The sequence below is a fragment of the Methylobacterium brachythecii genome, from assembly GCF_014196345.1.
GTDB lineage: Bacteria > Pseudomonadota > Alphaproteobacteria > Rhizobiales > Beijerinckiaceae > Methylobacterium > Methylobacterium brachythecii.
Map to the genome: position 1 here is coordinate 552,363 of NZ_JACIDN010000003.1, position 17,426 is coordinate 569,788.

18 protein-coding genes are annotated in these 17,426 nt (G+C 68.3%); 8 read left to right on the plus strand and 10 right to left on the minus strand.

Features of this window, described 5'->3' with window-relative positions; all coding sequences use genetic code 11:
- Positions 1-70 precede the first annotated feature (70 nt).
- From pqqB to GGR33_RS10345, 9 genes are all read right to left on the minus strand, one after another.
- The gene (gene pqqB, locus GGR33_RS10305; RefSeq protein ID WP_183504639.1) at positions 71-970 is read right to left on the minus strand and encodes a pyrroloquinoline quinone biosynthesis protein PqqB; all 900 of its coding nucleotides are present in this window, start codon (positions 968-970) and stop codon (positions 71-73) included.
- A 41-nt stretch (positions 971-1,011) separates the two neighbouring features.
- Positions 1,012-1,101: a pyrroloquinoline quinone precursor peptide PqqA gene (pqqA, locus tag GGR33_RS10310; RefSeq protein ID WP_007564431.1), complete on the minus strand. Its 90-nt coding sequence runs from the start codon at positions 1,099-1,101 to the stop codon at positions 1,012-1,014.
- 178 nt (positions 1,102-1,279) lie between these two features.
- Positions 1,280-1,984 carry a response regulator transcription factor gene (locus GGR33_RS10315; protein WP_183504641.1) on the minus strand — a complete coding sequence of 235 codons (705 nt, stop codon included), beginning with the start codon at positions 1,982-1,984 and terminating at the stop codon, positions 1,280-1,282.
- Positions 1,981-3,600, minus strand: a complete 1,620-nt coding sequence (locus GGR33_RS10320; protein WP_183504643.1) for a sensor histidine kinase — start codon at positions 3,598-3,600, stop codon at positions 1,981-1,983. The genes GGR33_RS10315 and GGR33_RS10320 overlap by 4 nt, the downstream gene beginning before the upstream one ends.
- Before the next feature lie 92 nt (positions 3,601-3,692).
- On the minus strand, positions 3,693-3,899 hold the full coding sequence (locus GGR33_RS10325) for a hypothetical protein (protein WP_183504645.1): 207 nt from the start codon (positions 3,897-3,899) through the stop codon (positions 3,693-3,695).
- Positions 3,900-4,007: 108 nt separating this feature from the next.
- Positions 4,008-4,805, minus strand: coding sequence for a formylmethanofuran dehydrogenase subunit C (locus tag GGR33_RS10330; protein WP_183504647.1), 798 nt, complete (start codon positions 4,803-4,805; stop codon positions 4,008-4,010).
- A complete protein-coding gene (gene fhcD, locus GGR33_RS10335) occupies positions 4,802-5,740 on the minus strand; it encodes a formylmethanofuran--tetrahydromethanopterin N-formyltransferase (protein WP_183504649.1) in 939 nt (312 codons plus the stop codon). The genes GGR33_RS10330 and fhcD overlap by 4 nt, the downstream gene beginning before the upstream one ends.
- Positions 5,741-5,770: 30 nt before the next feature.
- Positions 5,771-7,414: a formylmethanofuran dehydrogenase subunit A gene (locus GGR33_RS10340; protein ID WP_183504651.1), complete on the minus strand. Its 1,644-nt coding sequence runs from the start codon at positions 7,412-7,414 to the stop codon at positions 5,771-5,773.
- Complete coding sequence (locus GGR33_RS10345; RefSeq protein WP_183504653.1) at positions 7,408-8,484, minus strand: molybdopterin-binding domain-containing protein; 1,077 nt, start codon at positions 8,482-8,484, stop codon at positions 7,408-7,410. Before GGR33_RS10345 ends, GGR33_RS10340 begins: the two co-directional genes overlap by 7 nt.
- A gap of 391 nt (positions 8,485-8,875) precedes the next feature.
- On the opposite strand from GGR33_RS10345, the gene GGR33_RS10350 reads away from it, so the two are divergent.
- From GGR33_RS10350 to fae, 7 genes are all read left to right on the plus strand, one after another.
- Positions 8,876-9,853: a beta-ribofuranosylaminobenzene 5'-phosphate synthase family protein gene (locus GGR33_RS10350; protein ID WP_183505089.1), complete on the plus strand. Its 978-nt coding sequence runs from the start codon at positions 8,876-8,878 to the stop codon at positions 9,851-9,853.
- Positions 9,854-9,970: 117 nt separating this feature from the next.
- Positions 9,971-10,864 (plus strand): NAD(P)-dependent methylenetetrahydromethanopterin dehydrogenase, encoded by an 894-nt coding sequence (locus tag GGR33_RS10355; protein WP_183504655.1) that lies wholly within the window; start codon positions 9,971-9,973, stop codon positions 10,862-10,864.
- A gap of 14 nt (positions 10,865-10,878) precedes the next feature.
- Positions 10,879-12,087, plus strand: coding sequence for an ATP-grasp domain-containing protein (locus GGR33_RS10360; protein WP_183504657.1), 1,209 nt, complete (start codon positions 10,879-10,881; stop codon positions 12,085-12,087).
- Complete coding sequence (gene mch, locus GGR33_RS10365) at positions 12,017-12,988, plus strand: methenyltetrahydromethanopterin cyclohydrolase (protein ID WP_183504659.1); 972 nt, start codon at positions 12,017-12,019, stop codon at positions 12,986-12,988. Before GGR33_RS10360 ends, mch begins: the two co-directional genes overlap by 71 nt.
- 15 nt (positions 12,989-13,003) lie before the next feature.
- Positions 13,004-13,918 (plus strand): ATP-grasp domain-containing protein, encoded by a 915-nt coding sequence (locus GGR33_RS10370; RefSeq protein ID WP_183504661.1) that lies wholly within the window; start codon positions 13,004-13,006, stop codon positions 13,916-13,918.
- Positions 13,915-14,769, plus strand: coding sequence for a triphosphoribosyl-dephospho-CoA synthase (locus tag GGR33_RS10375; protein ID WP_183504663.1), 855 nt, complete (start codon positions 13,915-13,917; stop codon positions 14,767-14,769). Before GGR33_RS10370 ends, GGR33_RS10375 begins: the two co-directional genes overlap by 4 nt.
- 237 nt (positions 14,770-15,006) lie before the next feature.
- A complete protein-coding gene (gene fae / locus GGR33_RS10380; protein WP_183504665.1) occupies positions 15,007-15,519 on the plus strand; it encodes a 5,6,7,8-tetrahydromethanopterin hydro-lyase in 513 nt (170 codons plus the stop codon).
- A gap of 136 nt (positions 15,520-15,655) precedes the next feature.
- On the opposite strand, the gene GGR33_RS10385 is transcribed toward fae, so the two are convergent.
- A complete protein-coding gene (locus GGR33_RS10385; RefSeq protein ID WP_183504667.1) occupies positions 15,656-16,333 on the minus strand; it encodes a HisA/HisF-related TIM barrel protein in 678 nt (225 codons plus the stop codon).
- 26 nt (positions 16,334-16,359) lie between these two features.
- Between GGR33_RS10385 and GGR33_RS10390 the strand changes: the two genes are divergently transcribed.
- Positions 16,360-17,406 (plus strand): hydantoinase/oxoprolinase family protein, encoded by a 1,047-nt coding sequence (locus GGR33_RS10390; RefSeq protein ID WP_183504669.1) that lies wholly within the window; start codon positions 16,360-16,362, stop codon positions 17,404-17,406.
- The last annotated feature ends 20 nt before the right edge of the window (positions 17,407-17,426 follow it).

Consider the following 17,426-nt stretch of genomic DNA (forward strand, 5'->3'; position numbering starts at 1 on the left):
ACTACGTCAAACCATTGCGTCCATTGACGTTATAGCGCGCACTTGCTTTCAGGGCGCCCTGAGAAAGCTCTTAGAGTTCCAGGCTCAAACCATCATGCGCGACGGTCCAGCCGCGCTCCTCGACGCTTTTGCGCTCTGTTGAGCCCTCAACCAGCACCGGGTTTGTGTTGTTGATGTGTACGAAGACCCGCCGCCCGATCTCGACATCGGCGAGCGAGCCGATCGAGCCGGTCTCGCCGTTCATCTGGATATGACCCATGCGCCAGCCGGTCTTGGTGCCGACGCCCGCGCGGATCATGTCGTCGTCTTCGAGCACCGTGCCGTCGAAGAGCAGAGCATCGACGCCCGCGATGCGGTGCTTCAAGCCATCGGTCACGCGGGCGCAACCAGGGATGTAGGCGAGGCGCTTGCCTCCGGCCTCGATCATCGCGCCGACCGTAGTCTCGGTCTCGGCGCCGATCTCCATATTGGCGTCCTCCAGCCAGAGCGGCACCTTGCCGGGCACGGAGAACAGGGTGACGCTCAGTCCCGGAACGGGCTCGAAGGCTTGGTTCACGGCGATCGGCTGCCGCGTCACGACATTGGCAGCCATCACGTCGAAGACGCGATTGTCGCTGACCGAGCTGAGGATGTCCGAAGTGCCGTACAGCGTGAACGTCTGACCTTCGCGAAGGGTCAGCAAGCCGGCCACGTGGTCCACATCGCCGTTCGTGAGCAGCACCGAATGGATCGGCGAATGCCGCAGACCTTCGCGCGGAAACATCGCGCCGTTGGCCTGGATCTGCTGCCGGATATCGGGAGAAGCATTCACGAGGAGCCAGCGTTCTCCGTCCGGAGAGACTGCGATGCTCGACTGCGTGCGGGGTTTTACGCGGGGATCACCTGCCCAAGCCATTGAGCAGATGGAGCAGCGGCAATTCCACTGAGGAACACCGCCGCCGGCAGCCGAGCCGAGGATCACGACATGCATGGATGAACCCGCTGCCTGCGATCCCCGGCCGGCGCTACACCTTAGTTGAAGGTGTCGATCTCAGCCGACTCGTAGCTCGTGACTTCCATGCCGACGCAGATCTCGGAAACGACGGGGGCGGCCCACTTCATGGCATCTCTCCAATTTTTCTAGAACGTCAGCAGCATCTGCATGGCTCTATAAGAGAATGCTAAGATACTGACGGCGCTAAGATTTCTTGCGCGAGAGCTATATCGCCAATTCCACCCGGCGCTGCAAGAGCCAAATTGCCGGATTTACCCAAAATACCGTGAGCTGGATTGCCGAGCGTCAATGACGGAAGTCTTGGCCGCGCAGGTCGAGCATGAATCCTTTGCCGCGCACGGTCGTGATGATCGGACCGCCGAACCGCACGAAATCGGACAGCTTGCTCCGAAGGTAACCCACGTAGACGTCGACCACATTGAGCGAGAGACCGCCTTGGGTCGCCCAGAGCTTGTCGAAAATCGTTCCGCGCGCGATCGGCTTGTTGACCTCTTCCATCAGCAGGGCGAGCAGCTCGGCCTCGCGGGGGGTGAGACGTGCCGACGCATCCCCAAAAGACACCTGGCGAACATTGAGATCGAGCACGAGACGGCCCGCCGTCACGATCGTTCGGGGCGAATCGGCCTCTCGCCGACGCAACAGATGCGTCTGCAGGCGGGCGAGCAACTCGTCGAAGACGAAGGGCTTGACGATGTAGTCGTCGGCGCCGAGCGCCAGCCCCTCGGCCCGGTCGCGGATCTCGTCGCGGGCGCTGAGAAACAGGATCGCACCGGGATAGCCACCTTCACGCAGAGAGCGGCAGACGTCGTGGCCCGAGCCGTCGGGGAGGGTGATGTCGAGGACCACGGCCTCGGGGGACTCGTCGCGCGCTGCGCTGAGCGCATCGTCGACCCGCTCGGCCATGCCGACGGAGAAGCCCTCCGCCTCAAGGCCGCGGGCCAGCATGCCGCGGATGTCGCTGTCGTCCTCGACGATCAAAACGCGCGTCATGCGACCACTGTCCTCACCCGTTCGCGACCGTCGTCAACCGCCGCCATGTCGGCGGCCGGCAGCTCGATCGTCACCCGAGCCCCGCGTCCGTCAACGCCGGCACCCAGACTTATGATGCCATCATGCCGCTCTATCACCCATCGCGCTAGAGCTAGGCCTATCCCGAATCCCGGCTCTCCCGAATGCGCATCGCGCCGGAATCTCTCGAACAAGCCTTCGCCCTGATCCGGGAAGCCCGGCCCGTCATCGGTGACGGTGATCCGTGCCCGGACGCCGCCGGCACTCGGATGCTCGGCCAGCGCGATCACGATCCGGGTCAGGCCGGTGGCATGGCGGAGCGCGTTGTCGGTCAGGCTCTCCACGACCTGGCGGAGCCATTCGGGATCCGCCCGCAGCTCCACGTCGCGCTCGCCCGGCTCCAGGGTCAGGGCGACGCGACGCTTCGAGGCCTCGCTCACGGCCCCCTCGACGGCAGCGGTCAGGACGGCCAGCGCGCTGACCGGGCGCCGGTCCAGCTCGATCTGGCCGGATTCCGAACGCGCCACGCGCAGCAGGTCCTCGACCCGGCGCTTCAAGCCCTGAGCCCGCTTGCGGATCGTGGCGAAGACAGGCGCGTAATCGACCGTGCGGCCGGCCGAGCGGCTGGCGAGATCGCATTCGCCGAGGATCACGGTGAGCGGCGTGCGCAGTTCGTGGCTGACATCGGCGAAGAAGCGGCGCCGAGAGCGATCGACCATTTCGAGCCGCTCGTTCGCCGAGCGCAGATCGGCGGTGCGCGCCTCGATCGTATCCTCCAGAGCCGCGCGATCGGACGCCACGTGGCGCTCGCGGCGCCCGAGCCGAGCCGCCATGCGGTTGAAATTCGCAACGAGCAGGCCGAGCTCGTCGCGCGTCGCCACCGAGAGCCGCGTGTCGAGGGCGCCGCTGCCGACCGCGCCGGCGGCCTTACGGACCTCCTCGATGCGCGCCAGCGTCGGCCGCGTAACGCTCCTGTAGAGGATCGCCACAAGCGCCAGGGCGATGACAAGACCGAGAATCGACAATGTTCGCATCCGCTGGGCGATGGCGTTGGCCTCGTCCGAGCCCGCCGTCATCGACCGCCGCTCCGTCTCGATCAGCAGGGAGAGCGGCTGCCCGGTCATCGCGCCGAAGGCGTTGAGGGCACCCTGGATCGAATCCTTGCGCTTGTCCGGGTCGAGCTCGCGCTGGATCTGATAGACCTGCCGATCGAGGATCACGCGGGCGGCGCGGAGCCTCATCAGCGGCCGAGTCCGCGCCATGTACTGAATCTGCTCGGCCCGGTCCTCGCTGGCGGCGAGGCCTCCGCCGACCGCCGCCTCGACGGTGTTCAGGGCCTTGTCGACCGCCTCTCGGGTGACGGAGAGGGCCTCGGGGGGCGTGTCCGGGTTCCCAAGCGTCTCGACGGCGGCGAGGCCGTACTGGGTGAGGCGCCCGGACAGCTCGGCCAGCAGCTCGAGGCGATGCTGGGCGGCGAGCACCCGGTCGATCGTCCGCTCGGACAGGGTCGTCGACCAGAACACGCCTGCCGCTGCCAGCACGACGAGTAACGCCGTGCCGACCAGCAGCAGCGCGAACCGTACCTTCAGCGAACGCATCGACACCTACCTACCGGCCACGGGCCGTAGGAAGGACAGTGTCACCGCGTGCCGCCGGGGGGCAAGCGCCGGCTAGAGACGGGATGCAATCCTCACAAGTCGTTCTGGAGCTTGGCCTTGCTCGCGCAGCGCCACGACTTGATCGTCAGGTCCGGATGCTCGCCGGCCCATTGGGCGAGCGTGGCCTGCGAGTTCCGCAGGCAGATCGCCGGGTTCTGGTTGTCGAAGGACAGGTTGATCCGTTCCTCGTGGCACTTGGAGGGCTCAGCGAGAAGGCACACGGACAACAGCAGGAACATGAATGCAGGCCTTGCGTCCCAAGGTATGGGCGCGCGAGGCCCGACGCCATGAAACTGGGACGAACCAGCAGGCCGGCAAGAGATATTGTGCCGGTTGATCCGGCAAAATCACCCGGCCGGCGTGAACAGCTCACCCTTACCGATCGTGGCGAGATCGCCGGAATAGCGACGCATCGTGCCCTTCAGCAACTCAGCATGGCCGGCGCCGAGATGCGCGAGCGAGCGGGCGAGGAGCCGCAGAAAGACGAGGTCCGGCGTGCCAGTCTCGGCGAAGGTCGGCAGCAGGGTGCCATGGCTTCCCGCGACGATGGTGCCGCGGCGCATGCCGTAGCCCGGCTCGTCGCCCACCGAGCCGGCAACGATCGTTCCCGCAATCATGCGCTGGCCGGCACGAGCACCCGCCTTCTCGACGAAAATGATGCCGCGACGCATGCGGTCTCCGAGACCGTCACCAGCACTCCCACGGACGATCAGGGTTGCACCGTCGAGACCGGCCTTGGCGGCATAGACCGCACCGCCGGCATTGTCGCCGGCATCGCCTTCAATGGTGATGGTGCCGCCGGTGGCGCCGGTCCCGGCAAACGGGCCGGCCGAACCGGTCACGGTCAGGCTGCCGCCGGCCATTCCATCGCCGAGGCGCTGGCCGACATCGCCCTCGACGCGGATCGAGCCCTCGGACAGGGCCGCACCGACGCGATCGAGCCGCGCGGAGCCGCCCTCGAAGACGAGGCTATCCGAGCCGTCGAGCTTGATCGCGAAGACGTCGCCCAGCGTCAGCCCGCGCCGGCTGGTGCCGACGGGAAGCTTGCCGGCCTCGGCCTCGGACAGCTTGCTCAAAGCGAGCGGCGTGATGTTCAGGAGGTCGATCCGCTCGACCGGCTCGGAGCGCAGGGTGAGGATGCTCATGCGATCGGCGCCTCTCCGAGCAGGTCCTTGAGGTGGTAATGATGGCGTCCGAGGTTGCCGCCGTAATTGCCGGCCGTCACCGCAATCAGCCCGTGGGCGCCCCCCGCCTTGGTGGAGGCGTGGAGGGCCTGGCGCATCGATTCGGCCACTGCCTTCGAGGTCAGGGCGTCGATGACGATCTCGAGCACCACGCCGCATTCCGGCGGCAGTTCGGAGCCGGCGCGGCCTTTCAGCGTCGGGCAATAGGCGTCGTTGGTCGAGGCCATCATGCCCTTCGTGCGGGCGCCGACCTTCGAACCGGAGCGGACGATGCCACCGGGGAAGGGCAGGATCGCGCCAGGAACGGACCGTGCCGCCTCGACCGCGATCTCGGCGACCTTCAGCGTCTCGGAATGGACGCGGCCGAGGAAGAGCAGGTTGCCGCCGCCGACCGCACCATCGACCGCGCGCACCGAATCCTCGCAGAGGAACTCGCCATCCATCACCGGGACGCGCCAGTAGCGGCGCATCTTGCCCTGGGCATCGGGCAGGCGTTTGGCCACCGAGAACCCATCGCCGAAATAGCGGATCGCGCCGCCCAGCTTGATCTTGGTGGGGCCTTCGACGCCCGCGTAGCAGGCGGTGCCGGGGCAGGTGAGGATGCACTGGCCGACCCGCTTGAGGAGCTGATCCTTGAGCCCGTTCGGCTCGAAGCCGAACAGCAGGATTCGCACGCCCGGGCGACCATCCGGCGTTTCGTCGGGCGAGAGTTCGGCATCGATGCCGGCCTCGGCGCCGCAGCCGATCACCGAAGTCGCGAAGCCGGTCATCACGGTGGCCGCGATCATCGCCCATTTGGGCGTGTCGTTGGTCACGATGATCGCCGTGCCGGCAACGTCGAAGGCCTCGGCAAAGGTGTCGACGACCCGGATGCCGTTGAGGGTGAAGTCAGCCATCTCAGCAGCCCACCCCGGTTCGGTCACGCATCACGCCCGGCATGCGACGTCCTCGAAGTTCTCGGTCTCGGGGAAGGCCGCGTCGGGCACCGCGAAGCTGTCGAGCCCCTGGCCGTAGCGGTCCTGTAGGTAGGCCTCGCTGCGCTTGACGATTGCCGAATCCGTCTCGACGTCGAGCTCCAGCGTGCGGCCGTGGCGCCACGCAGTGATCTCGCCGTCCTCGACGATGGTCTCGCCGTCCTTCAGCACCAGCCGGGCGCGCGAGAACATCGCCGTGCGGTCCGTGCTGTCGCGGTAGACCGCGACGTCCGCCTTGGCGCCGACGCGCAGATGGCCGCGATCGGTCAGGCCGAGGAGCTTGGCCGGGCCCGAGCGAGTGAGCTGCGCGATCTCGCTGAGCGTGTACTCGCGCTCGATCGTCGGCAGGCTCGACCGCTCGCCGACCACGGACGGCAGCGTCGCAATCTCCTTTTCGCGCTCCTCGCGGCTCATCAGCAGGTGGATGATGCGCGGATACTCGGTGAAGACGCCGCCATTCGGGTGATCGGTGGTGAGGATCGTGCGCTCCGGGTCCTTCGACAGGAGCATCAGCTCCAGGCCGATGGCCCATTGCAGCGACGAGACGCCGCCGCGCGGCTTGTAGAGGAACGGCACCACGCCGCCGCCCTCGGCATCACCGGCGCTGAGCGCCCATTTCTTCGGGTTCGCGCCCTTGCGGCCGGCGAACTGGCGCAGGATGTCGAGCGAGATCGTCACGGTCTGGCCGAACACCACCTGGCCGACGTCGAACGTCGCGTTCGGATGCGCCTCCATCGCCTCGGTGATGCGCTCGGCCGCGGAGCGGAAGCCGCCCGTCAGCGGGTTCTCTTTGTCGACCACGCCATAGGCGTAGAACTGGGCATGGGCGAAGTGGATGCGCCGCCCTTCCGCTGCATCCAGCGTCGAGACGAAGGAATCGTCCGCGCCCGGCAGGCCGAGATTGTTGCAGTGGACGTGCAGCGGATGCGGCACGCCGATCTCCTCGACCGCGTCGAGCAGCGCCGTCATGATCTTGCGGGTCGAGAGACCGTAGACCGGGATCTCGTCATCGAGACTCAGCTTCAGCACGCCGTCCTTGAAGGCCGAAGCGCCGCCGGCGTTGATACACTTCACTCCGAGGCCGCGGGCATGGGCGACGGTGTGCTGCACGAGGTCGCGCACAGCAGCCTTGCCTTCACCATCGCGAAGAATCTGCAGCAGGTGGTCGTCGTTGCCGAGCACGGCGAGCGCGCCGCGGTCGAGCAGCGGGATGTCGGCGAGTTCGAGATGGGTGGCGAGCGCGTTCGAAGGCGGCAGGGCCGGCTCGACGGCCGTCGTGTAGCCCATCTTCGCGTAGTTCGCGCCGACCCAGGAACCCGAGCCGCCGGCATGGGCGAAGGGGTGGCCGTTAGGCGCGGATTCGCTGACGTAGAGGTCGGGCAGCAGCAGGCGGCTCATCACCACGTTGCCGCCGGCGATGTGCGAGTGAACCTCGACGCCGCCGGCCATGACCACGCAGCCCGTGGCGTCGACGGTGCGGTCGGGCGTGTGCTCGGAGGGAGCGACGATCTTGCCGTTCTCGATCCACACGTCGCCGACGGCATCGCGCCCGTCGGTCGGATCGACGACCCGGCCGCCCTGGATGCGGATCAGCATGAGGCACCCTTCTTTTCGATGTTTTTGGTGATGCCGGCGATGACGCCCGCAGCCGTATCGGCGACGGCATGGCCGGTCGCCTCGACATAGCCGATCACGCCGCGGCGCTCGTTCCAGACGGAACCGCCAGCGGAGGCGCCGGGCACGCCCACCGTGATGACGATCTCGGCCGTCTCGGGTCGCGCATCGGCGGAGCCTTCGCCGACGATGGCGATGGCGGGCAGGCTGCCGAGCCAGCTTGGGCGCGGCGAGGGGAGGGAGGCGAGCCAGAGGGCGGCATCGGCCTCGCCCGCGGCGACCTGCCGGGCGCTGTCGAAGCGCCAGGGATCGTGCTCTGGCATGTGGCGGCCGAATCCGACGCGCGGAGCCTGACCCGTGGTCCAGGCGGAGAGCTGCGTCACGGCGCGGCCCTGGAACGGGTCGGCCAGCGGCAGCGCGAAGAACCGGGTGGTCTCGGCCAGATCCTTGAGCAGGCCGAGCAACATTTCCGTGCCGGCCTCACCGATCTCTCCGGCATCGTAGATGACGACGCCGAACTTCGCGGCGGCGAGGCGCTTGGCGAGCTCACCGAAGGCTTCCTCGGCGGCGAGATTGCCGCGCACGAATGCGCGCAAGTGACCGATGGCGACGTCCAGACTCGCATTGCCAATGCCGTAGGCAACATGGCGGCTGGCGCCGTTGGCCGGGCCGCCCAGAGAGAGCACAGAGCGCTCCTCGCCGGCCGCGCGGCCGCGCACCGGCTTCGAACCCGCCACTTCGGCAACGAGGTCGCCGGCCCAGGGGCGATTGCCAATGACGAGGACGGTGTCGGCACGACCGAGAGTCTCGGGCGCCGTTGTAGTCAGGGCGCCCCCGGCAGCGATCGTAGCGAGTTCGGCATAGAGGCCATCACCGGCAGCCGGATCGAGCGAAGCGCCGATCCGGTCGGCGAGGCGATAGGCGGCGCGAATGGCAGCGAGCTCGGCGCTCAAACCGGCGAAGACCGGCGTCCGTGCGGTTGCGAGCAAGGTTGCGGCGGCATCCACCGCCGCGTCCGTATCGGCCGCGTTTCCGTTGATCCAGGCTGCCATCGTCCTCCCCGTCCGAGCCTTGAGCCCCGACCACTTCGGATCGAGGCCGGCCGCCTCTCCCCGGCGCGGGAAGGAGCGTTCCGAAACGTTTGCTTCTGCACGAGGCAGGCGAACCGGGTTTTGCATCGGCAACCCATGCCCCGGCAAGCCCTGCCGGGGAGATTTCGCAAGCAAGGTCCGTGGGATCGGTCAGTCTCGAGGACTTGACAAGACTGGACTTTTCAGAGGCCTGAGCGGTCCGAACGCGTCGGTCGACAGGCTCGATCTTGGCGTAACGGCCGGTTGTTCGCGGCGGCTCCACGTGGGAGAAGCCGGCGAGTTCGACCCGGGCGAGAGGCCCGGGCCGCTCGGGATGAGAGAGGGGATCGTCGTGGCCGAATCCGCGGACAGGATGGGCGCAACCACGACGGGTTCCGTGAGGAAGGCCGGAACCGCCGCCGTGCGGGTGCGCGCGCCAGCCCGGCTTCATTTCGGCTTTCTCGACATGCATGGCGGCCTCGGCCGGCGCTTCGGCAGCATCGGGCTCGCCATCGACAGCCCGGCCGTCCAGATCAAGGCGAGCGCGGCTCCGCGCGCTTCGGCCAAGGGCGCGGAGGCCGAACGCATCCGCACCTACCTGCTCGCCGCCGCCGCCCATCTCGACGTGCCCGATGCCGTCGCCATCGAGGTCGAGGAGGCGATCCCGGCTCATGCCGGTTTCGGCTCCGGCACGCAGCTCGCCCTTTCGGTCGCGGCCGCGCTCGCCCGGCTGAACGGCCTCTCCGTCGACCTGCTCGACTTCGCCGACGTGCTCGACCGCGGGAACCGCTCCGGCGTCGGCCTCGCCGCGTTCACGGAAGGCGGCCTCATCGTCGATGGCGGCCGTGACGGCACCGGCGCGCCGCCGCCCGTGATCTCGCGGTTGCCCTGGCCCGAGGCGTGGCGCGTGGTGCTGATCCTCGATGAGGGCGCAACCGGCGTGCACGGCCATCGCGAGACGGAGGCTTTTCGCGATCTTCCGCCTTTCGAGGAGACGCGGGCGGCCGAAATCTGTCGCATCACCTTGATGCAGGTACTCCCGGCCGCTGCCACGGCCGACCTCGACACGTTCGGCCGGGGCATCACGACGATCCAGGATCGGATCGGCGACTATTTCGCCCCCCATCAGGGCGGCCGTTACGCCAGCGCCGCGGTTGCCGAGGCGCTGGGAGCCGTGGCGGCGCAAGGCATCTCCGGCTACGGTCAGAGCTCCTGGGGGCCGACGGGTTTCGCACTCATGCAGTCGGAGCGGGACGCGCAGGCGCTCGTTTCATCCCTTCAGCGGCCAGGCCGCTTGCGCTTCGTCGTCGCGCAGGGGCGCAACGACGGTGCATCGGTTTCCGATATCTAGAGTTTTTCTTTCCCGCCGTTCAAGAAACCTACGCTTGACCGGCGGCGGCCCCATCGGCTTTGCACGGGGGGTCTTTTCCGAACGACAGACGCGCCCGGGACAAGAGGACACCGCATCATGGCCCGCTCGATCCTGCACATGCTGACGCCGCTCAAGTACATGAGCCCGTTCGACGTGAACATGGCGGTCGATGCCGGCTATGAGACGATCGTCACCTATGCCGAGGTCAACCTCGCCGACGTCGTCTCCATCACTCAGGATTCGATCTTCTCGCGCGCGCCGGAAGACGGCGTGCGCACCGGCATCTTCATTGGCGGCAAGAACGCCGAGGACGCCCTCGACATGGTCGACCGGGCCAAGAAGGCCTTCGTGCCTCCCTTCGCCAACCACATCTTCGCCGACCCGGCCGGCTCCTTCACCACGGGCGCGGCCATGGTCGCGGAAGTTTCCCGCGCGCTGAAGTCGAAGTTCGGCACCGATCTCAAGGGCAAGCGTATCGTGATCTTCGGCGGCGCGGGCGTGGTTGCCTACGTCGCGGCGGTGATCGGCGCGCTCGAAGGCGCCAAGAGCGTGCTCGTCGGGCATGACGGCGAGGAGCGGGTCTCGAAGATCGCCTTCACCATGAAGTGGCGCTTCGGCATCGAGGTCGACGCCGTCGACGGTACGACGCCCGACGATCGGCGCAAGGCGATCAAGGATGCCGACGTCATCCTCTCGGCAGGCCCCGCCGGCATCCCGATCCTCTCGACATCGGATCTCGAGTCCGCACCGAACCTGCTCGTCGCATCGGACGTCAATGCCGTTCCTCCCGCAGGCATCGCCGGGATCGACGTGAACGCCAAGGACGTGGCGCTGCCCACCGGCAAGGGCGTCGGGATCGGCGCGCTCGCCGTCGGCAACGTGAAGTACCAGACGCAATCCCGCCTGTTCCAGCGCATGCTGTCATCCGACGAGCCGCTCTGCCTCGACTTCCGCGACGCCTACAAACTCGCCGTCGAGGTGGCGGGCTGAGCTCGTCGAGCCCGATGCGCGACGCGGTCCTGATCGCCGCCCAGTCGGGCCGGGCGCTGGCGCAGGCTGCGCGGCGTGCCGGGCTGCGGCCCTTCGTACTCGACCTGTTCGGCGACGAGGACACGCTGGACCTCGCCGAGGAGCATCGCGTGCTGCCCGGCCGCTTCGGTATGGCGCGGCGTGGCGCCGAGGCGGTACTCTCCGGGCTCGATGTCCTGGCCGAGCGTGCCGGCAACCGAACTTTGGGCGTAGTCCTCGGCAGCGGCTTCGAGGACGCGCCGCGGCTGATGGCCCGGATCGCAGCCCGGCATCGGCTGATCGGGGCGGGCCCCGGCACAGTGGCCGCGCTCAAGGATCCGGGGCTCTTCGCCGCTCTCTGCGCGCGCCTCGCGATCCCGCATCCCAGCGTCACGACCGATCCGGTCGAGGATCGCCGAGGCTGGCTGATGAAACGCGCCGGCGGCTCCGGCGGCAGCCATATCCGGGCGGTGACGGCCGGCCGCGCGCCTCCCGATCACTACCTCCAGAAGCGCGTGACGGGCCACGCGTGCGCCCTCAACTTTCTGGCCGGCGGCCGGGGCATCGCCGTGCTCGCCCTCACCGAGCAATGGAGCCATCCGAGCGCGGTGCGCCCGTTCCGCTATGCCGGGGCCATCGCACCTGGACGCGGCGAGCCGGCATCTCTCCCGACAAAGCTCTTCACCGAGATCACGGCCGCCGTCGCGCGCATTGCCGAGGCGACCGCGCTCCAGGGGCTCGCCAGCGCCGACCTGCTAGTCGATGGCGAGACCTGGTGGCTCCTCGAGATCAATCCGCGCCCCGGCGCCACGCTCGACCTGCTGGACCGGCGGCCGACGCCGCTGCTGCTTCAGCATATCGAGGCGAGCCTCGGAACCCTGCCGGCGCTCGATCCATCACCGGTTGATGCGGCCGGTTCTGAAATCTGTTACGCGGCACAGCGTTACGCTTCCATGCCGCCGCTCGACTGGTCCGATTTCACGCGCGATCGACCGCGCGCGGGCTCCCTGGTGGCGCGGGACGCACCGTTCTGCACGGTCACGGCAAGCGGCCCGAATTCCGAGGCCGTCAAACAAACATTGCGGGACAGGGCCGGCGCCATCGCCGCCCTGCTCGATGGGAGAGAGGACACCCATGGCTACCGACATCAAGCCGCCGAGCATCAACGCGCTGGCCGCGCCGCTGGTCGACCGTCTGGTCGCTGACGCGGAGGTCCTGCGCCTCGCCGTCTCGCACGAGGGCGGCGCGCGCATGGTCGATGCCGGCTCGCAGGTCCGCGGCTCGATCGAGGCCGGGCGCCGTCTGGCGGAAATCTGCCTGGGCGGCCTCGGCACGGTGACGATCGCGCCGTCCGGGCCGGTCGCCTCCTGGCCCTACTCGGTCGTCGTCCACTCGGCCGATCCGGTACTGGCCTGTCTCGGCAGCCAATATGCCGGCTGGAGCCTCGCCGACGAGACCGGAGATTCCGGCTTTTTCGCCCTCGGCTCCGGGCCCGGGCGCGCGGTCGCCGTCGTCGAGGAACTCTACAAGGAGCTGGGCTACCGCGACACCGCCGACAGCACCGTTCTCGTCCTCGAATCAGGCAGCGCCCCGCCGGCATCGGTCGTGGCGAAGGTCGCCGAGGCCACCGGGCTGCGGGCCGAAAAGCTCACCTTCGTCTACGCCCCCACCCAGAGCTTAGCCGGGGCGACGCAGGTCGTCGCCCGCGTCCTCGAAGTGGCACTCCACAAGGCGCACACGGTCGGCTTCGACCTGCACGCCATCGTCGACGGCATCGGCTCGGCGCCGCTCTCGCCGCCGCACCCGGACTTCGTGAAGGCGATGGGCCGCACCAACGACGCCATCATCTATGGCGGCCGTGTCCAGCTCTTCGTGGATGCCGACGATGCCGACGCGCGCCAGCTCGCCGAGCAGCTTCCCTCGACGACGTCGAGCGACCACGGCGCGCCCTTCGCGGACATCTTCGGCCGCGTGAACGGCGACTTCTACAAGATCGACGGCGCCTTGTTCTCGCCAGCAGAGGCGATCGTCACCTCGATCCGCACCGGCAGTACCTTCCGCGGTGGCCGGTTGGAGCCGAGCCTCGTCGACGCCTCGTTCGCGTAAGACATCAACAAGCACATGCGCATCGGGCTCGCCGCCGATAACGGCAATTGGCACAAGGCGCGGCTGCGCGGCGCTTTGGAGTCCTTCGGGATCGAGCCCGTGCTGTTCTCGCTCGCCGACGTGGCCATCGTTACGGGTGGCGGCGAGCCCCTGCGCGTGCCGGGCTTCGAGGACGGATTGCCCGACGGCGTGCTGATGCGGACGATCGCAGGGGGCACCTTCGAGGCCACCACCATGCGCCTCGGTGTGCTGCACGCGCTGGTGTCGGCCGGCGTAACGGTCTGGAACTCGCCCACCGCAATCGAGCGTTCGGTGGACAAGGCGGCGACCAGCCTCGCCATCGCCCGCGCCGGCCTGCCGACGCCGGACACCTTCGTCTTCTCCAAGCGCGAGGCGGCGGCCGAGTTGATCGCCCGCGAGGCCAGCCCCACCCGGCCCATCGTCTTGAAGCCGCTCTTCGGATCGCAGGGCGAGGGGCTGATGCTGATCGAGCGGCCTGAAGACCTGCCGCCGGAAGAGGCGGTGAACCGCGTCTACTATCTGCAACGCTACGTGCCGCGTCGCGACGGGCTCTGGCGCGACTACCGGGTGTTCGTCTGCGAGGGCCGGGCCATTGCCGGCATGATCCGGGAGGGCGACGGCTGGATCACCAACGTTCACCGCGGAGGGCGGCCCTTCGCCTGGGCCGTGCCGGCCGAGGCCGCGGAGCTGGCCGAAGCCGCAGCCGCTTCGATCGCGGTCGACTATACGGGCGTCGACCTGGTCGAGGACGGGGAGGGCGGCTTCCTGGTTCTCGAAGTGAATTCGATGCCGGCCTGGTCGGGCCTGCAGCAGGTCACCGAGGTCGACATCGCGGCCAGCGTCGTGCGCGGATTTCTCGGCGCCATTCGCGCCGCGCGGCCGCCGAGACTCGTGGCGTCGCAGGCGTGAGCGGCGTTGCGCTCTCGGCCGAGATCGTCGCCGATCTCTACCGCGCCGCCTGCCTCGCCGAGCTCGACGCCCTCAAGGTCGGAAACGTCCACGCCTATGCCGCCGGCCATCGGATGGAAGTGGCGGATTTCGTTGCCAGCGCCGAGGTCTCCGCGCCGCATCTCGCACGGGCGGGCGCACGCGTTGGGCAGAGGGTGCGCGGCGGCGTCGAGGCAACGATCTCGGCAGTAGGCCAGAATACGAACCTCGGCATCCTCCTGCTCTGCGCTCCGCTCGCCCTGGCAGCGGAAACGGCTGGGCGACTGCAGCCAATTCTGAGCGCCGCCCTCGCGGCCCTCGACGAGACCGACGGCGCCGATGCGTTCGCGGCGATCCTGCGAGCCAATCCCGGCGGTCTCGGCAGGGCGAAACGGCACGACGTCACCGCCGGGGGCGCCGGAGTCACACTGGCGGCCGCGATGGCGGAGGCTGCCCCCCGCGATCGAATCGCCCGGGCCTATGTCACCGGATTCGAAGACGTCTTCCGCATAGGCCTGCCGGCCCTCGACGCGGCGCGGCATTTGGGGCTCTCGACGGCCTGGACCACGACCGCCGTCCACCTCGCTTTTCTTACGAGCGTCCCGGACAGCCACATCGCCCGAAAGCACGGTGCGGAGACAGCCGAGCAGGTTCGGGCCGAGGCTGCGGTGGCACTGGGCGGGATCGACTTGCGGAGCGAGCCCATCGACGCGCTCCTCGCGCATGACGAGATGCTCAAACGGGCCGGTCTCAACCCTGGGACGAGCGCCGATTTCACCGTCGCGACCCTGTTTGCCGACGCAGTGTCGGCCGCGCGCGGAGACGTTCGCTAAGGTGTTCACGGTCCAGATGCGAACGGTTCCCTGACCCATCTCCCGAAACGCCGAAAAATTACCGATTTCAGGGTCTTGCTCGGGTTGTTCCCGCAAATGGCCCGCTGTAGGGTCCGCGCCGCTGTCCGGGATAACCGGCTCGGCTCCTCATCGAGCGCCGACAACAAGGATGGCTTTGGCCGCACCTTTTTACGAGAGGGTGGCCTTTCTCCGAGGAAATCCAGGGAGAATCCCCGAATGGCAACGATCAACAAAGTTCAGGTCGGCGAAGCACTCGTCGGCGACGGCAACGAAGTCGCTCACATCGACCTCATCATCGGACCTCGCGGTTCGCCGGCCGAGACGGCTTTCTGCAACGGCCTCGTGAACAACAAGCACGGCTTCACCAGCCTGCTCGCGGTCATCGCGCCGAACCTGCCGTGCAAGCCCAACACCCTGATGTTCAACAAGGTCACCATCAACGACGCCCGTCAGGCCGTCCAGATGTTCGGCCCTGCCCAGCACGGTGTTGCCAAGGCCGTCCAGGACGCGGTTGCCGAAGGCATCATCCCGGCTGCTGAAGCCGACGACCTGTTCATCCTGGTCGGCGTGTTCATCCACTGGGAAGCGGCCGACGACGCCAAGATCCAGAAGTACAACTACGAGGCCACCAAGCTGTCGATCCAGCGCGCTGTGAACGGCGAGCCGAAGGCCGCGACCGTGACCGAGCAGCGTAACTCCGCGCAGCACCCCTTCGCAGCCAACGCTTAGATCGGGGACAGTCCTGGGCAGAGCGAGCCTCCGCCCGCACCGCGGGGCCTGCTCCAGCGACTGGCCTCCATCTTCCTTGGACGCTGATGCAGATCGGGACGGCGAAAGCCGTCCCTTTCTTTTTGCACGCAAAGACTTAGCGGCGAAGCTTGCCGTCGTGGATCGCCGAGGCGACGAGGGCGCCGGCCACGCCGATTTCTCGTAGCGCCCGTAGGTCGTCCGGGCCTCGCACGCCCCCGGCCGCGTAGATTCTGCGGGTCGGTGCCGAGAGCGCCACGCGACTCAGTGCCGTGACATCGGGTCCGTCGCTCACTCCGATACGCGACAGCGTCATCACGATGACGTCCTGCGGCCAGCACGACGGGTCCTCGTGCAGTTCGCCCGGGCCGAGCGTGGCTCCGGCCCGACTGTCGAGCGATAGGACCGCGCGGTCTCCGAGCGCGCGGACGAGCCTTGAATCGGCCTGGCTCTCGCTGCCGAGCACCGGCCTTCCGAGACCTTCGGCCAGAAAAGCGCCGACGGCCGCCATCGTCGAGAACCCCGCATCGAGCCAGAGATCAACGGAGGGACAGGCCGCGCGGATCGCCCGCAGACTCGCGAGATCGGGCGCGCGGCCATCCACGATGGCATCGAGATCGGCGACGTAGAGGATCTCTGCCGGACAAGTGGCGAGCAAACCGCGGGCGACGTCGGCCGGAGCCGATCCGCTGGCCAAAGGGGTGCGGATCGGGGCATAGGCGTCGCGGTCGCCCGCACGCGCTCTCACGACGAGGCCGCCTCGCAGGTCGATCACCGGGATTACCCGGAAGGTCATCCGTCCACCGCCTCAGCGAGCCGCCCGTGAGCCAGCCCCGGCACGACCCTTCAGCCCCGACGGTGGGGTGGGATCTCGGCGGGGTGCATGTCAAGGCGGCGCTCGTCGAGAACGGCCGCGTCAGAGACGCGGTACAGGCGCCATGCAAGCTCTGGCGCGGTATCCCTGCACTCGACGAGACCCTTTCGACGCTGCCGGAGTGGGCACGCGACGAGGCCAGCCATGCCGTCACCATGACGGGCGAGTTGACCGATTGCTTCCGAGACCGCGCGGACGGCGTAGCGCAGCTCGCCGCCTGGGCCGCCGCCAAGCTGAAAGGCACCGTGCGGATCTATGCCGGCCGCTCCGGCTTCGTCGCGCCGGACGCCGCCGAAGGGCTTGCCGCCGACATCGCTTCCGCGAACTGGCACGCCACCGCCGCCCTCGTCGGGCGGCATGTCGGCAGCGCACTCCTCGTCGACATCGGCTCGACGACCTCCGACCTGATCCCGATCGTCGACAGCCGGCCCGCGGCCTCCGGCTACAGCGACGCCGAGCGGCTGGAGACGGGCGAACTCGTCTATTCCGGCGTCGTGCGAACCGCGCTGCCGGCGCTCGCCACGCATGCGCCCTGGCGTGGCCGGCGTACTGCGCTGATGGCCGAAGCCTTCGCCACCACCGCCGACATCCACCGCTTGCTGGGCGATCTTCCCGAAGGCGCCGACCAGCAGCACAGCGCGGACCTCAAAGGAAAATCCATCGCGGAATCGGAGACGCGTCTCGCCCGGATCATCGGCCGCGACCACGGAGAGGGCTCGTCAGCGCAATGGCGGGCGCTCGCAGCCTGGTTCGCGGAGGCGCAGCTCCGTCCGCTCCACGACGCCGCGGCCACGCTCCTGTCGCGGGTGGACCTCCCGGAGGACGCGCCGCTCGTCGTCTGCGGCGCAGGCGCCTTTGTCGCCGAGCGTCTCGCCCACCGCCTCGGCCGCCGCTGTCTCGCCTTCACCGACGTCATCGCCGATGGTCTGACGGATCGCGATGCCGATTGGGTTTCGACTTGCGGACCGGCCGTGGCGGTGGCGCTGATCGCCTGAGGTGCCTGGATGAACCTGCG

Excerpts from the sequence above, each read along its gene's own strand:
- GGR33_RS10320 (WP_183504643.1), bottom strand. The coding sequence starts at position 3,600 with ATGCGTTCGCTGAAGGTACGGTTCGCGCTGCTGCTGGTCGGCACGGCG.
- GGR33_RS10350 (WP_183505089.1), top strand. The coding sequence starts at position 8,876 with ATGGGCGCAACCACGACGGGTTCCGTGAGGAAGGCCGGAACCGCCGCC.
- mch (WP_183504659.1), top strand. The coding sequence starts at position 12,017 with ATGGCTACCGACATCAAGCCGCCGAGCATCAACGCGCTGGCCGCGCCG.
- pqqA (WP_007564431.1), bottom strand. The coding sequence starts at position 1,101 with ATGAAGTGGGCCGCCCCCGTCGTTTCCGAGATCTGCGTCGGCATGGAA.
- GGR33_RS10345 (WP_183504653.1), bottom strand. The coding sequence starts at position 8,484 with ATGGCAGCCTGGATCAACGGAAACGCGGCCGATACGGACGCGGCGGTG.
- GGR33_RS10360 (WP_183504657.1), top strand. The coding sequence starts at position 10,879 with ATGCGCGACGCGGTCCTGATCGCCGCCCAGTCGGGCCGGGCGCTGGCG.
- GGR33_RS10340 (WP_183504651.1), bottom strand. The coding sequence starts at position 7,414 with ATGCTGATCCGCATCCAGGGCGGCCGGGTCGTCGATCCGACCGACGGG.
- GGR33_RS10355 (WP_183504655.1), top strand. The coding sequence starts at position 9,971 with ATGGCCCGCTCGATCCTGCACATGCTGACGCCGCTCAAGTACATGAGC.
- GGR33_RS10385 (WP_183504667.1), bottom strand. The coding sequence starts at position 16,333 with ATGACCTTCCGGGTAATCCCGGTGATCGACCTGCGAGGCGGCCTCGTC.
- GGR33_RS10370 (WP_183504661.1), top strand. The coding sequence starts at position 13,004 with ATGCGCATCGGGCTCGCCGCCGATAACGGCAATTGGCACAAGGCGCGG.
- GGR33_RS10315 (WP_183504641.1), bottom strand. The coding sequence starts at position 1,984 with ATGACGCGCGTTTTGATCGTCGAGGACGACAGCGACATCCGCGGCATG.
- fhcD (WP_183504649.1), bottom strand. The coding sequence starts at position 5,740 with ATGGCTGACTTCACCCTCAACGGCATCCGGGTCGTCGACACCTTTGCC.
- GGR33_RS10325 (WP_183504645.1), bottom strand. The coding sequence starts at position 3,899 with ATGTTCCTGCTGTTGTCCGTGTGCCTTCTCGCTGAGCCCTCCAAGTGC.
- GGR33_RS10330 (WP_183504647.1), bottom strand. The coding sequence starts at position 4,805 with ATGAGCATCCTCACCCTGCGCTCCGAGCCGGTCGAGCGGATCGACCTC.
- fae (WP_183504665.1), top strand. The coding sequence starts at position 15,007 with ATGGCAACGATCAACAAAGTTCAGGTCGGCGAAGCACTCGTCGGCGAC.
- pqqB (WP_183504639.1), bottom strand. The coding sequence starts at position 970 with ATGCATGTCGTGATCCTCGGCTCGGCTGCCGGCGGCGGTGTTCCTCAG.